Origin of the sequence: Flavobacterium rhamnosiphilum (genome assembly GCF_004349195.1) — a bacterium.
Taxonomy (GTDB): Bacteria; Bacteroidota; Bacteroidia; order Flavobacteriales; family Flavobacteriaceae; genus Flavobacterium; species Flavobacterium rhamnosiphilum.
On the sequence record NZ_SMLG01000001.1, the window covers coordinates 87307 to 104649 of the forward strand.

Below are 17343 nucleotides of genomic sequence, written 5' to 3' on the forward strand. Positions count from 1 at the left end.
ATTGAAATTTTTATTCCGCTATAACCTTGCGAGTTATAACATTGTTATCTACAATAACTTTTACAATGTAGATACCGGTATTGTATACAGGAATTGTATTCAAGCCTTTAAAAATTTCTTTCGTTTCAACTTGATGCCCCATTATATCATAAATGAATACTTTACCATCACTTTGTTCGCCGCCAAGGTCTATTTTTATTTCGTTACGATACGAATAAATAGAAACATCAACTACTTTTTTGTTGTCTATTGAGGCAACACTGAGCACAACTGGATTGCTACTTATGTTTACAGTATAGTCTTCAACTTCCCCATTAGTAAAAGCTTCACATGGGCCGGTTAAAGCAGTACTGTATTTTTGCATCACTCTCATTCGGGTTTGTCCGGTTAGGGCTGTCGCCAAAACGGTGAACGAACCGGTTCTTGTTGTTTTACCATTCACATTAACTACAAGTTCTCCAGCATCTGTAAATACGCCATTGTGGTTGTAGTCAATATACACTCTCCAATATTCGGTACGTGATGATCCTTTTGGTGCAAGTGAGTAGGTTGTGGAAGCCCCTGAGGTTAACGGAATTACAGTAGACGTATAATCACTGTATGTAGAACCTACGGAAGCCTTGGTTGTAGCTCCTACTGTTACCGTTTTGATATAATCGTTAGTAAAGCTTGTACTCTGTGAAGCGCAATACGTCAGAGGCGCTGTTACTGTTATGTAAGCGTTTTTTGTCATGGTATTGTTTCCAGCTGCGTTGGTTACCGTAAGTGCAACTGCGTATGTTCCTGCAGTATTATAAGTAACCGTTGGATTTTGAACCGTACTGGTTGATGGTGTTCCACCGGTGAACGTCCAACTCCAAGAAGTAGGCGTATTGGTTGTTAAATCGGTGAACGTAACTGATTGCCCTGCAATAATAGCCGTTGCGCTGGCATTAAAATTGGCAACCGGAGGCAAATCACCAGCCAGTTTCATCTTTATTTCACCCACAGCAGTCCATGGATTGCCATTTACTTCAGACAAGGCTCTGAGGCGAATGTAACGGGCACTAACTGGGGTAAAACTCAACGATTTTTCAACTGCGTCGTTAGCCCATGTGCCGGAATTCGTTAAAGTCCAGTTTACACCATCGGCACTTACGTAAAATTCATAATTTGCAATACGACCGTTTGCACCGTTCTGTCTTGGAACATAATTAAAACCATTTACATTATAGTTCGTCCCCATATCAATTTGAATTTCATGTGGAGGAGAAGGATTTGTAGAAGACCAGTTTGTACCCCAAAAAGTGCTGTTACTGCCATCGAAAGCATTCGTAGCGGGGGTATTTTCACTGGATGTTTCCTCGCTGTCTACATATTTTAAAGACCAACCTGTTTGAGGAACAAAAGTGCTAACATTAATGTATGAATTTTTAGTTACGATATCTGTTCCGGAGGCACTAGTAATAGAAAGTGTTACCGGATATATGCCTTCGGTGCTGTAAGTAACTGTTGGGTTTTGTGCGGTACTCGTTGAAGGCGTACCGCCCGGAAATGACCAGGACCAAGATGTCGGCGTGCCAACCGATTTGTCAGTGAAATTTATGGATCCGCCCGGCATTATCAGCGTTTTATTGGCTGCGAAAGCCGAAATTAAACTCGTTGATCCATTAATGCCAATTTCGGCAACTGAGGCAAAACCTTGTCCGTTGATTTCAGAAGTAGGTCTGAATCTGAAATATCTTGCAGAAACAGGAGCAGATAATGTACTGATTTTTTCTCCCGTATCTGACGCATAATTATCCGTCAATAGTGCTGTACCCCAATTTACACCATCGGTACTGGTGTACCATTCATATCCTTTTACGGTACCATTTGTACCACCATCCTGACGAGGCATATATTTGAAAGATTCAATTGAAACTGTAGCATGCATATCAATTTGAATATCGTGAGGATAACCAGGTGTCCCACTCCATGCTGTATGCCATATTGTCGAGGGATTACTATCAATAGCTAAAGTTGCAGCCTGATCGGTGGTGTTTTGTTGATTATCGAAGTGCAACACCGTCCATCCCGTTTTTGCTATATCCCCTACGGTGCGTGCGCGTACAAAATTAGTATACGTACGAGAGTTGGTTCCATTGGCATCGATTACCGTTAACGACACACTTTTATCGCCGCCGGCAGCATAGGTGACAACTGGTTTTTCAATTGTTGAAGTACTTGGTGTTCCTCCGGGGAAACTCCAAGAATAGGTTGCATTAGCCAAGCAAACTGACATATCGACAAATTGAACGGGTTTTCCGATTTCCACTACGAAAGAAGGGGTTGAAGGATGGGCAACAGGTGCTGATGCCGAATATAAATCGCTTTCCCAAATACCGGTTTGTCCGGCAATGCGTAGTTTAGCTTTTGCATAATTGATCTTTATCCAACCCCCTTGAGTGGCCACAGGCAAATTGGTGCTGAATAGAGTCCAATCGGACAATGAGTTGTCGCGATAATAAACCCCGGCATCTGTGCCAATATAGACACCGCCAGCCGTTCCCATTTGGCTAGCAATGCAATTCACGGCGTACGAAGGAAGTACCGTTCCGGAATAATTGGTCCAGGTAACACCTCCATCAGTTGATTTACCAACCTTCACTGTGCTTTGTTTCTCACCAAAAGTGACCCAAATTACCGATGGATTAGATCCATCTACGGCAATATGGCTAATGCTTCTACCGGCACTGATGGAACTTGGCGAAACATCTGTCCAAGTAACTCCACCATCAACGGTTTTATTTATGGTATTTCCTGTACGCGCATAAATAATTTTGTTGTTGGTAAGTGCCACGATGTAGTCGTCAACATTTGACTGGAATGTTTTACCTTGCTCAAAACCTGAGGCATTGTTCGTACTCACATATACCTTACTACCGTTTGTACCGTATACCTGTTCATAGTAATCGGGGTCGTTCATATCATTTTTGCCCTTATAAATTTGAGCAATTGAAATACTCGCGGGTGCAATCATTCGATTTGTTGAACGTGTAAATCTTGCATCTCCCCAAGGATGGGCATAGATATAGCGGTCGTCACCTTTGTTTACGAAAGCTTCACCTGCATCGGCACCACTTAGAGGATACCAACCGGTATAAATAGAATCGTCGCGTAGCGTTGATGGTCCGTGATACATGCCAATCGCCATAATGTCGCTTTTCCAACCTTGGTCAAATCCCCAAATGCATTGTGATTGAATGCCGTTATCAACAGTGTGGTCATAGGTTGCGCCATTGTCAGTGGATTTAAAAATACCACCGTCACCAGCAGAATAGATTGCAGTGCCTTTAATCACAATACCGTGTACATCAGAATGGGGACCGTTTTTTGCATTACTGTTCGGGCTTACTGTCCAGGAAGTACCTCCATTTGTGGAAACGAACATATCATAAGCTCCCGTAGCCATAAGATTGGGATCCGTATCAGAAATTCCAAATGCCTGATTCCAGCCTCCTTGCCAGAAACTATTAGTAAGATCAGCCGTTACATTCATTTTAGCAAATGACATACCTCCATCGGTAGACTTGTAAATGTCATACGTTTTACTGGTTCCTGTTGACGTTTGTTTGCATATTAAATGCACCCATACATTATTTGGCGCAGCCGGAGTAACAGCCAAAAGAGCAAGATCCGTGGTATAACCGCTAATCGATATTGGATATCCGTTAGTTATTGATGTCCAAGTGGTACCAAAGTCTGTAGAACGACGAACTTCCCACCAGGATCCGTTTTTAACAGTCGCCAAAACTACATTTGGCGTACTTGGTAAGGCCCTAAGATCGCGTATCCCGTTACCAAATGTAACGTTAGTCCAGCTCGCTCCGCCATCGACTGTCTTATAAAGACTATTACTGATTCCGAACAATACCGTATTTGGGTCATCGGCTTTTACTTCCATGGTCCAAATTTCATTCCCACCTGGGTAAGCAGCCGTATTGTTGTACGAAGTCATTGTCCACGTGGCACCTCCATCGGTTGATTTCAGGACTCCTTGAGCACTTGCCGCATAAACAATTAAAGGATTTGATTTGCTATAAACCACGGCACCAAAATGACGAGCTAACAGATTCGTTCCAACTTGTGTCCAGGTTACGCAATTGTCTGTAGTACGCCACAAAGTACCACCATCAATAAAAGCGGCAATCATCTGATTACTGTTTGATGGATTAATGGCAAGCATGTTACAGGTTCCTTGCGTGTAGCAACCCGATCCCCAATTAGGAACCATATCAGGTGTGACCATGATTCGTGTCCAGTTTGCGGTAACCCCCTGTATTCTGTTCGTATTGCTCTTTTTCTTTAAATCGTTGGCGTTTTTATTTTGCTTCCCGACATTTCCATTACTGTCATAATTACTTCTTACGATATGTCTTGTCCAAAACTCGTAAGCCCGGGTTTCTTTACTCTTTACAAAACTATTGGTAAGGAAATAAGTATCGTATGCTTTCTTAACCTCGAATACGTTTGTTTCAGGTGCATTCATTAATTTATACCAATCGGCATTGGCGTGCATGCTTTTTAGATTTTTGCCTTCAAAGCCTTCTTCTCCACCTGAATCCTGCGACCAAGTCTTACCAGACAGAAGAAGTAAAATAACACATAAAATTGTAAAACTTTTTTTCATAATTTAAAATTTTTAAGTACTCATTAATTTCAAATATTTATTTTTTTTATATCATGTTTTGACAATAATTTTTTTCAAATTATCCTATTTCTGGAAGTTTACTCCCTTTTCATTTGTGATTTCCAATATAAAAATCAAACCTGTTGGGCTTTTTAACCCATTTTATGACAAAAACTAAGCTCACTTGACTTTAAGAAAGACCCCGTCATAAATGAATATGACGGTGTCTTTTTCAACTAACCAAAACAATATTATTCCACAAGGAGTTTCGTGCTAAAAGTATCATTTGGACTGATAATATTTAAATAGTATATTCCAGTAGACACATTCAGTAACAGCTCGTTTTCACCTTCTTTTAATGTGGCATTTATAATTAATCTTCCCATGCTATCGTATACAAACAATGTCGAATTTTTCCATACTGCCGGTACTGCTATTTTTAGGGGAGTATTGCTTTTTAAAGGATTTGGATGCACAGTCGGCATTTCGTTAGCCTTAATCTGATTCCCTTTTACTGAAAGAGTGGTGGCATCCTGACTCAATATCAACTGACCTAAAGAGGTTAAACTAAGTCCAGTTGAAAATGTTATTGCCGCGCTTGTCCCTGATCCACTTCTAGAATCTCCTGTATCTAAGGCCGTACCCCATGTTGCCCCAAAATCATTGCTGTTTCTTTTAAACAATTTATACGTACTTGCCCCAGCTGATGAGCTATTAAAGGCATTATCGGTAAAAGTCAATTCCGTTATTGCGCCAAATGTTTGTCCTGCGCCATAATTGTCCACAGCCCAATACGTATTGAAATTTGATAATGCATCTGGTAATACATCCGGGTTGAGAGTCGCTTTTGAAACCCAAATATCCCCATTAGGCAATGAATTATTTGGAAATGTCATCGACAGTCCTGTCGTGGAAAAGTTTTTCTCTCCGCTGGAGGTAACGGTGATTTTCTCACTTAGACCACCAAATACCGGAGCTGTAGAACTATCATGGCTATAGGTCGATCCTTTATAAGTCAAAAAATCACTTCCAACCTTGTTTAAAGACAACGAACCAACCTCTTCATTAAACTGATAATATGCCACTAATCCTGTTAGAATTGGATCTCCGGCAGTGCTTTTGGTTAAATGCCTCCATTTTCTGATTTCGTCAGTTGATAAAGCCCTGTTCCAGAAACATACCTCATCTATTTCAAAATTAGCAACACGATTATTATATCCTCTCCCATAAGTCCCCATAAATAAATCTGTAATGACATCTGACGGAATAGTTGCCGCAGTACTGCTCGCCACGCCATTAACGTATATAGTTACACTTGTCTCGTCACTAACCAATGCAACATGGGACCACTGGTTTGCAGGAACTATTAATCCTGAATTCCAACTCCAGTTAGGATGAAATCCAACAGTATTATTTCCACCCAAAAAATTCATCCCAAACGCCGAATTTGCATCTTGGCTCATAAAAACTGCGCTATAATCGGTTTGAATTCCATTTGGTTTTATCCAGCAAGAAAAAGTCAAAGCATTTTTATTGAGGCTTAAGTTTGAAAGTTTTAGATAATCCTGTCCCGTTGCCCCCTTTAGATTTGCGGCCTTTCCAGGTATTGGTTCCGCAGCCGAGCTACCGCATTGATTCAGAACCTCAACGATTCCGGTTATAGTTTGGGTATCTGTTCCATAAGCGTCTGTTACTGTAAGTGTCGCGTCATATTTACCGTTGGGTGCATTGGCATAGGAAACTTCCGGATTCTCAAGTGTTGATGTTGCCGGTGTTCCTCCAGGAAAACTCCATGACCAACTAGCGCTTGCATTGCGAACGGTTGAATAATCCTTAAACTGAACTTTCTCAACCTGAGAACAGCTTACCTTGCTTGTGCTGGCAGAAATTTGTGCTTTTGGTGAAGAAATTTCATATAATCCATGCTCGAAAGCACCTCTTGATGTCCCTATTTTCAGCTTGTTTTCATTATAATTGATAAACATAAATCGAACGTCTGTTTGTGGTAATCCGTTCCCAAGCATAACCCAATTCGGCATGGTATTATTCTTATAATAAATACCGCTTTTATTCCCTACATATACCCCTCCATCTGAACCTCTCTGAAAAATAATTTTCGTATTTGGGTTGCTTGTTAAAATAGACTCTGTAAGATTGTCCCATACAGGAGCAGCTGCATCCGCATTACTGGTTTTCAAGACCTTACAAACTGACTGTACACCACTGTAAGTAATCCAGACCTGATTCGGGTCAACATCACTTACCGCAATATCAGACATATTAGCCATAGAACTACTAGCCGCAAGAGAAGGTGTTATATTGATCCAAGTAATTCCGCCATCTGAAGTACGCCATAATTTGTTGTTGGTCAATCCTTCAATAACATACATATATTTTGGGTTGGTCATGCATATTTTTTCCCTAAAAACAGGACTAGAAAAAGTTTTAACAATAGAGATACTGTTTCCGTTGTCTTCGGTTTTTATAAGTGAATTTTTCCAAGTGGCAAGACTTGCATTTCCTGTTGGATATTGCCCAGCATGGTGCGTAATCATCGAATAATAATAATTAGGATGGAATTCTATTGAATTAAAATAATGATAAATCCCTCCTAAATCCAGAAAATTGGATTCGTTTATCAAAGTATGGACTCCGGTTCTAAAGTATCTGTAATTGCTATACCCTTGACTGTAAACATACCTGTCGTCCAGCGGATTCACATCGGTATTCCCTTGATCGGCCCCGGTTCCATTATACCATTCAAATCCATTACCCGCTTCTTTAATCATAACCGGTCCGTGATTGGCTCCTCCGGCTACAAGATTCGTTTTAAAAGCCGAACCAAACCCCCATAATTCATGATTACTGATACTGTTTGTTATAGTAGTATTTGTATTTCCTCCATCTAAAGACAGGACAGATTCTCCATCTGAACCCACTAATACCCTATTGTTTACCATATCAAGAGAACGAAGGTCTGAATGTTGTTCGGTTGCACCCTTAGTAAATGAAACTCCATTATTTGTCGAATAATAATTATTTTTATGACTATACGAACCAAATACCAACTTATTCTCATCATTTCGATCTATAGCAATATCACCATGATGTATCTCATTAGGAAAAGTTCCTGAAATCATATTAACCCGTTTCAATTCTTGCACACCCGTAGTAGCGTTTAATTTATACAATTGTACCGCATGGTGACCATAAGCATTTGCTCCTGTACCTATTGCTATATAAATGGAAGTTGCATTATTTGAAGGAAGCAACAATTTTGCCCAGCCTATCACTTGACCATTTGCGGTAGGATCTAAGGTTATAGTTGACAAAATATTAAAAGTTAGTCCTGAATCAGTAGAACGGTAAACCGTAGACACATTGTTGTTTGTGGTACTGATGAAATAAACTGTAGCCGCATTTGTTGTGCTCCAATCCAGCATTTCGCTATTTACGGAACAATCTCCAACAATATAATAATTTGGCAAACCGCTAACGATACTTGTCCAAGTGGTTCCACCATCGGTAGTTCTGTATATTTTATCACCCCATCTTGCAACAACCGTATTAGGGTCTGATGGAGACACCGCAATATCAAAGGCTGTGCCTGCATAGGCTGTACTCGTTAATGTTGTAGAAGTCCAGTTTAATCCCCCGTCTGTAGATTTTAGGAGTTGTTTTTTACTCAAAGCATATACTGTATTTGGACTGCTTACACAAACATCGATATCGAGGTACTTTTCATCCGGAAAATTAGAATCGGTTAAGACCCAACTCGTTCCTCCATCCGATGTTACCCAGAGTCCACCCATTAAAAATGAAACAAACATTTTTTGGGGATTGGTAGGATCTATTCTATTGAGATGTACATAACCTCCGTGGTTTCCTTTTCCGGAGTAGGTTGTTGTGGCGCTATTTACAGGTCCAATCAGGCCCCAACTACCAGCATTTCTTGTTGTTGTAGCAGCAAATACATTATTAATTCCAATATTCGCTCTTAATGCATCGAACGGTGGTGGGGATTGCACGAATCCCTCTTTATCCAAATAAAAGATATTTTCTTTTATCCAGGATTCCCCTAATTCCCTGGGCTTACTTTCTTCCCATTTATGATTCCCAAAATAGGTGTCAAATTTTTCTTTAATTTGAAAATAATTAGCCCCTGGTTTCATTCCTGTAAACCAAGCTTGATTTTTATGACTTAGTTCGTATTTTATATCTCCTTTCTCTTCTTCTCCTTTTTGAGAATAGGATAAATTCATTCCCAAAAGTAAAGTGATTAGTAGTGTTTTTTTCATAATTTAAATTTATAAGTTAAGCAACTTGTAATTTAGTGGTTGGTTAATTAGACAATAATTTCATTTTATTAATTTCAAAAATGAGGTGTAATTCTTTGAAAAATAAATCAATACCATTTAATCTTTCTTTTTACTGGAATAAAAACAATATCTATTTGTCATTTCGACGAAGGAGAAATCTCATCAAGTCATTCAAATTATGTGATTTGTTTCACCTGTTCACTTCGTTCGAGTCTCCTTCGTCGAAATGACAAAATCACAACAACTTAACCCGGTAAATTTTATGCTAAAATGAATTAAGCCGATTATCCAGGTTAATTAGAATATCAAACTTTTCGGTTCTTCAGCTAATTTTAAGGCATGAAAAACTATGCTACTTGAACTTAATCAAGAACATATACTAAAAAAGACATCATCATAAATAAATTCGATGATGCCTTTTCAACTAACCAAAACAATATTGTTTTTCGATGGGTCTACGAAGTTGTATTTATGACTTGGGTTCTACTTTTAAAAAAAGCGGGTTAAAAAAACAACCCGCTTTGATAACTAATTCATAAAAGTAGCATTCTTATTCTGCCTTAGATTCCATAACCATATTGAAATCCCAGATATTTCCTTGGGAGTCAAACTATTTCTTCCTAGTATAAGGTATTTTCACTCTTACTTCCCAAGTCCCGGTATCGTTAATTTTAAATGCCCATCTGATATACCCTCTGTTACGAATCTCTCCGGTGGTTGTATCTGTGTACTGAGCCCAATAAGCAGGCCACCCGATTGAGGGAGTAGGATTATTCGCCTCAACAGCCGCTTTATCCACCGTAAAAGATCCGGGGGCAGTTAAATAATACATCCAGTATATGCCGGGGGAACCGTCATTAGAGTTAAATCTTCCGCTAAATTGAGGGAATGGTGGAGCCGGCAATGTAAAAGTGGTTCCTACGGCATCCGTCAACCCCCCCCCGATGGTGTTGTCATGAAAGTTTCCTAGGCGTGCGGGGTTAAACACTACTTTTGCAGGATCAAGAGCTTGGTTGTTACTGTCGGTCACAATATGTTTTACTTTAATCGATAATTTTGGTTCATCACTTACTTTTACGATGGTCATATAAGGATTAGTGCCGTCCAGAATACTTGGTACTTTGGGGTCAAAATCATTCGTAACGTTATAAGCCTGGCCAATAGTCTCCCAAGTATTACCCTTTAAACCTTCCAGCTGTACCGCCATCGAGTTCTTAATTTCAACCGGCACAAAAGGAGTCAATTTTATGTGTGCGAAATTATCCAACTGACGCTCCCCTCGAACGTTTTTAACGTTGACACTAATGTCGAAATCATTACCTACCACCTTTCTTGATGCTTGCGTAAACGCAAACTGCCCACTCGTGGTATTCAATAAAATGGAGGCTCGTTTAGTCAATTCCAATTTTTTCATCGCCAGCTCCAAGGTGGTATCAGTTCTAGGATCAAATGGCTTTAACCAGGTTAAGATTTCATGCTCCTCCAGCAATTCATTTGTTGGCTTACCGTCTTTATCGGTAATGCCCGTTATCTTCCATTCCAAGGGATAGGTTGATCCTTCAATTGCGGGAGCCGGCGTAATCATGAATAGCCCTTTGGGTACGGTTATCACATCCTGCAACGAATGAATATTATCACTCATATAGCCCACTTCGGGTTGCTCACATGATGATGCAAATGCAGCGATCATTAAAAAAAAGATTATCTTTTTCATCTGTAATTTTTTTGTTTAAAGTTTATAGAACCAGTCATGATTAAAACTGTTATATCATGACTGTTCCATTTTCTTTAATTGTTATTAAAATAGCTTTTAGTTTATTATGGTATTGGTATGTAATTCGAAAACATGTGATCTCCCTGAAGTACATGAATAACACCGTTAGTAGAAATCAAATTGGATGTCCTTACTACCGTTTTATGATCATCTACAGCCTTTTCGATAGGATCCCAATCCGGGCCAACCTTGAAAATATAATAAGCATATTCAGGAAAAGAATCCAGTTGGCCATTATAAGCATCAACGGGCTGCAAAGAAATCATTCTGTCCTCGCCACTGTGAGTCTTGTATATCTTACCTTCTTTCACCATTTTGCTGCGATCAATGGTCTCGTCAAAGATATAATTCCCCAACATTACTTTTAATTCACTTACGGGGATATCGTTAATGGTAAAAGTCGCCAAAGGATCTATATTTTGCTTCTTGGCCAAGATTGCATTAACATATCTTTTGATTGAATTATTATTCGGGGCAAAAAGAGTGGTCGATTTGGCATTCACCACATTGATCATATCCGCTTTTTCAATCAGTATCGCTAAAGTGTCTAACTGTTTGTGGGATTTCAAAAATTCGAATGTGGTTGTTCCCACATTTTGTTTGGCTAGCCCTCCGTCAACGAGGTAATCATCTGAGCATGAATACAGCCCAAATAGCACAATTAGTATTAACAATGTATGTTTCATATGTAGATATTTATTGTTTTTTTATTAGTCTCCCGATAACTATCGGGATGAATTCGCATATACTATCATTCGTTACTTAGTTCACTAAATTCTGTTTTCAACAGGAGTTCAGTGATTGCTTTCGCTGTTGTATCGAATTCTCGTTATGCTCTTTCATATTTTTATACTTAATTTAGATTATTAAATAATTTACAATTTTCCTTTCCAGAATTCAGGCTGAACAATTACCGGATTAATAGAAATAACCCCTGGCATGATAGGCCAGAAATTCCCTTTTTGACTAATTCTGGCTGAATTCATCCAATTTACTCCAGTATAATAATTCAATCTGATTCTATCAAAGCATGCTTGTCCTTCCCCGACCAACTCAATAGCACGTTCATCAAAAATGGCTTTGGTAAGTGCCGTTACGCTTGAAGCTCCTGTATAATTAGGCACATTGGCTTTACTTCTGATGGTATTAAGGTCAGTAATAGCCGCTGAAAAATTACCTGATTTCATATTAGCCTCAGCTCTAAGGAGGTATATATCCGCCAATCTGAAGATCAAAATATTGGATTCCGAAAATTGTGCATACGCATCGGTCGCGTTTGGATCTTTTGACTGATGGGAGTATTTCATAAGAAATACATCAGCGGGAGGAACAGGGATGCCAGGAGCTGGAATATTATAGAAAAATAATGTCTTGCGTACATCATTGGCTCTTTCAGTTGCTTTCATCATGGTATTCCCATAATAAGCAGGATCAATAAAAGGTGTCGCACCAGAAGCATTAATGAATCTGAATATGGGAAAATTCAAAGTCAAGCCTGTGTGGCTATTATCACCCGTAGACATCCTGAAAGATTCATTCGTATCCGAGCTGATATTAATTTCAAAAAGACCAGTTTTAGATTTCCCAAGACACATGGTATTGAATCCGGTTACACCCTCATTTACATAATCAACAAGAGATGCATTACTATTGTTAATCACCGAAGTGGCAGCGGCAATACTTTCGGTAACCATTTGTTGATTGCCATTATCCCTGGCTGCATACCATAAGGCGATGTGTGCTTTCAAGGCCTCGGCACTGGCTTTATTAGCTTGAATAGCCCATCTATCAGTGCCGGGTGATGAATATTCCAATAAACTGATGGATTTGTTAGCCGCCGCCAAAGAATAATCCAACACTTTCTTTTCGTTTTGTTGAGGAAGCGTTAAAACATTGCCATCCTTAATTAATTGATCTGATGTCTCAATAACTTCATCAACAATAGGCACATCACCCCAAATACGGGCCATGTAGAAATAAGACAAAGATCTGATGAATGCCGCCTCACCAATGATTCTGTTTTTTTCAGCTAATGATTTGAAACTACTGTCCGGCATTTCATTAACATGTTTCTCTATAGCAAGTGCCCAGTTGGCAGTTCTGTAAAAACCTCTCCAATTCAGTGTGTTAGGTCTGTAATAACCGTTCATTAAATGATAATTTCCATCTTCAACAGCACCAACAATCCAAGAACGGCTATTCATAAAAGTATTAGCGCCAAACTCACCCCATAACAAGAAATTAGCGTCCGAAACTAAAGCATTTTTCAACAGTCCGTAACAACCTGCAAGTGCCGATTCGGCATTGGGCTGGGATACCCAGAAATTATCAGGAGTGGCAAGACTTAAAGGTTCTTGGTCAAGGTCAGCACAGCCTGAAAAAACAAACAAGCCAAAGACCAGAGTAACAATTCTAATTTTTATATTTTTTTTCATTTTCATTTCATTTAAAATTTAATATCCAGTCCAAAAGAAATCGTTTTTGCTTGTGGATACCCATTACCCAAAGTATACCCATGTTCATCAACCTGAGAAGCATCAGTTACCGATTTAGAACGTTGCCATTGGTATGGGTTTAAAACATTCGCATAAACACGCACACGGGTTAAATTTAGTTTGTCCAGAAAAGAAGACTTATCAAAAGTATAACCAAAGGAAGCTTGGGATATTTTCCAAAAATCGCCGCTTTCTATCCATAAAGTTTGGTTTCCTCTAAATCTGTAAAATGGCCCCAAACCAGTAACCGAAGGATACATTGCAGGGAAACGCACTCCTGCTGCTCCATCACCCGGTTGTTGCCAGAAACTTTCATTGCTTAAATCAGCTAATCCTTTTTGAGCCCATTCCGTATCTCCTCTATCGTATCTGTCCATATAATTTTGTAAAACCGAATTCATAATATCTGATCCAAACGAGAATTGACTGTAGGCTTGCAGATACCATCCTTTGTATTTTAAGTTCAGGTTAAATGAACCTGTAATATCCGGTGTCGCTTTAAATTCGGTATACAGTTTTTCATCTCCCAATTCATCTAAAAGATAATCTCCATTCAAATCTTCCCAAATTGGAAAACCTGGTCTTATTGTTGACCAAGCAGATTTACCTCTAAGCGGTTGACCCGTAAAAGGATTGGTTGGCAGTTGATTTAAGTCATCCAATATATAATCGTTAATAAACAATACAGGAAGGTTAAGCGGTAAACCTACAACATATCCAAAACCTCTGCCATAAGGATCTACTCCATAGTAGTCTTTATTATTATTTGGTAATTTAGTTACGTAATTTTTGTTTTGGGTTAGACCCAAAGTTAATTCTAAATTCCAATCATTCGCTCTTGGAAAAACTTGCCATTTAAACATGCTTTCCCATCCATAGTTCATCACACCAACAACATTGTCTTTTGTTTTATTAAAACCCGAATGTTGCGGTAATAGAATATCAAATAACAATTTGTCAGTTTTCTTATTGTATGCATCAAAGGTTATGTTCAATCTGTTATTAAAAAAATCCAAATCTAAACCCAAATCCCATTGCTTAGAATTTTCCCATGACAATTCAGGATTTCCAAGAGTATTATAATTAGGGACTACCCCGCTTACTCCACCATATGTACTTACAGCCATAAGATTTGACCATAGAGGGTTTCCTCCATACCCTAGACTATACGATCCGTATCTTAAAAAGTTTTCAGTAAACTGTTTGCCATTTACACCATAACTGGCTCTAAATTTCCCATAACTCAAAATCGATGAAATATTATCTTTGATAAATGGTTCGTCAGAAAATACCCAACCCACATCTACGGCTGAGAAATTTGCATAACGCACGTTTTTACCAAAACGGGAAGATCCATCTCTACTCAAGGTAGCATTAACCATATAACGATCTTTGAATTGATACCCAAATCGCCCGAAATAGGACTGCAATGCGTTAGATTCGATTTTTGTATATCCATTTATTTGTGCTGTGGTATATCGATCGTTGATTACCTGGATCGCATCAACACCAAAACCTTGGCCCCAAAGTCCCATATCCTCAAATTTGTTATAATCTGTTTTAGTCCCTAAAACAGCACTAAGAGTGTGGTCTTTAATCTTTTTAAAATAATTCAAATAGATATCTGACGATAAATTTTTACGGGTATATAGCGCATAACTGGCAAAACCGTCCCCTTCCTCCCGTAGCGTTGAGGGCTCGTAAAAGTTTTTCTTTTGGGAACTATATACAAAACTAAATTGGGCGCTAAGACTCAGCGCATTGGTGAAATCAAATCTTGAAAGGTTTGAAAACGTAGTTTGAATAGCCTCATCGGTATTCAATTTTTCGCTCAATTCTCCCCTGAATGATAGCTTTTTAGCATCCGAAAGATAAAATAAGGACGAATTTAAATCGGCAGGATCCGTAGGCAGGGAGGTATTAAATTGATAATTGTTTTGATCCGGATTTCCTTGACCCGTTTGATTATCCGTAAAAACTGCATTTATTCTAAGTTGGTTTTCAAACTTCTTCCCAATTTTAGAATTAAGATTCGTCGTAAAGGTATAACGTTTAAAACCAGAGTTTTGTATTACCCCCTCTACGTTATCATACCCTAAAGACACTCTGTAATTAGAAACTTCTGATCCGCCTCTAACGCTTAAATTATACTTTTGGAAGAGACCCGTTCTATAAAACAACCCTTGATAGTCTACATTATTATTGAATGCAGGATTCAAACTGTCAGACAACATTATTGGTACTTCCACACTTTGCGCATATCCTGTTTTCCACCATCTGTCAATCATACCCATTTTGGCATTTCTTTCTGCAGAACCTACCAGCATAGGAACCAATTCCGGAATTGGTGTAACACCGGTATTCATTGTAAAATTAAATTCCGGCTTGTCTAATGCTGTCCCTTTTTTGGTCGTGATAATGATTACCCCGTTGGCACCACGTGATCCATAAATGGCAGCAGCCGAAGCATCTTTCAACATATCAATACTTTCAATATCATTTGGATTCAATGAAGCCAAAAAGTCGGTATTAGAGGTATTGTATCCTGCCAAATCTTCCAAAGAAGTTTGCACACCATCAATTACATAAAGCGGGTTGCTATACCCAGTACCATCAACAGCTCCTGACACATTCGAGTTACCACGGATCACGACAGAACCCCTTGCTCCGGGAGCCCCACTTTGTGTTGGGGTCATAACCCCTGTGGATAAACTGGCAATCAAAGCAGAAACACTCAATACAGGTATCGATTCCAATTGCTTGCTGCTTATACTGGCAACTGCAGCATTCACATTTTTTTTATGCGCCTTTTGGTACCCGATAACGACAATGTCACTTAATTCGTTTTGTGCCGGTTTAAGTCTGATGTTAAATTGTTTTTGACTACCAACCGGTACTTCTTTAGTGGTATATCCAATAAAGGAAACCACCAAAACATCCGTATCTTTAGCTACGATGCTAAAGCTTCCATCAACATCTGTAGATACCACCTTGTTCGTCCCCTTAATTTTAACAGATGCTCCAGGCAAGTTCTCCCCTAATTCACCCGTTACTTTTCCGGTAACCGTAATGTCAGCTAGTTCTTTAATTGCTAAAGCTGCTTCTTTTGAAATTGGCACAATCAGTATAACTGAATTATCAACTAACTTCACTTCAAAATTTGGCCCAACTAAATCCGAAACCATTTCCAATGCCGTTTTATTAGTGAATTTAACACGAACCAACTTATCTACATTTAGCTCATCATCACTATAAAACATCGTCACATTCCCTGCTTTTTTTATTCTGTCAAAACTTTCGTGTAAAGTAACTTTACCTAGGTTTAAAGAAAAATTTTGAGTGTATCCAAAAGAAGTAATGCTAAATAAGGCAATAAAAAAGAATAGTGATTTCTTCATTATCCAAAGGATTAATTTTTTTTGTTTAGTTAACATCCCAACATCTGCTGAGTCTAACGTTTTTTTCATAAATTTGGTTGTTTAATGGTTAGTAAATAATCTCTTGTCCAGAGTTTTTTTTTAATGATTAAATAGTTTATAACCAGGAAAATGTTGGCGCATTTTCCTGGTTTTATTTTACTACTTGTTTCGTGGTTTTATTTTTTCCTGTTTTTTAGCATTTTAAACTTACACATTGCAAATCTTGCAAATACTATCCAACAAATTCCTACTGGCTATTCATAAATTGACTCCGCAATTGGGAACCACAATTTTTATTCTTTTTCTTGTTTTTCTAAAAAACATAGTCTGATTTTTTAGGTTCTTTTTTGTTTTTTTTCAACCAGAAAAAATCTCTTAATTCAACGGTCAAAGAACTGATAACTTCTAAAAAATCTTACATAATTTTCAACCATCCGCAACACAAGTATAGACTTATTTTACGCATTTAATATTCTGTATATCAATATTTTGACAAAACATTTAAATCTTTTAATTCAATTAAATTAATTTCACCCTCCAAGTGATTTAATTCATTAATACATGACCAATCTATATATTAAATCTCAATAAAACAAGGAAAATACAAAAAAAATGTGCTCGAGCACAGAATATTTTTATTTTTTTAGCACAAAAAAACATTATGCGTTTTTTTTGTGCTAAAAAT

At 38.4% G+C, this 17343-nt stretch carries 6 protein-coding genes; all 6 read right to left on the reverse strand.

Annotation, left to right across the window (positions count from 1 at the left end; translation table 11 throughout):
• Positions 1 to 10: 10 nt before the first annotated feature.
• Entirely contained in the window at positions 11 to 4651 is a 4641-nt protein-coding gene (locus tag E0I26_RS00365; protein WP_131914523.1) for a discoidin domain-containing protein, read from the reverse strand.
• A 251-nt stretch (positions 4652 to 4902) separates the two neighbouring features.
• On the reverse strand, positions 4903 to 8949 hold the full coding sequence (locus E0I26_RS00370; RefSeq protein WP_131914524.1) for a LamG-like jellyroll fold domain-containing protein: 4047 nt from the start codon (positions 8947 to 8949) through the stop codon (positions 4903 to 4905).
• 631 nt (positions 8950 to 9580) lie between these two features.
• A complete protein-coding gene (locus E0I26_RS00375) occupies positions 9581 to 10684 on the reverse strand; it encodes a DUF5007 domain-containing protein (protein WP_131914525.1) in 1104 nt (367 codons plus the stop codon).
• Positions 10685 to 10788: 104 nt separating this feature from the next.
• Positions 10789 to 11430: a fasciclin domain-containing protein gene (locus E0I26_RS00380; RefSeq protein WP_131914526.1), complete on the reverse strand. Its 642-nt coding sequence runs from the start codon at positions 11428 to 11430 to the stop codon at positions 10789 to 10791.
• A 189-nt stretch (positions 11431 to 11619) separates the two neighbouring features.
• Entirely contained in the window at positions 11620 to 13179 is a 1560-nt protein-coding gene (locus E0I26_RS00385; protein ID WP_165929384.1) for a RagB/SusD family nutrient uptake outer membrane protein, read from the reverse strand.
• 11 nt (positions 13180 to 13190) lie between these two features.
• On the reverse strand, positions 13191 to 16706 hold the full coding sequence (locus tag E0I26_RS00390; RefSeq protein ID WP_131914528.1) for a SusC/RagA family TonB-linked outer membrane protein: 3516 nt from the start codon (positions 16704 to 16706) through the stop codon (positions 13191 to 13193).
• Positions 16707 to 17343 lie beyond the last annotated feature (637 nt).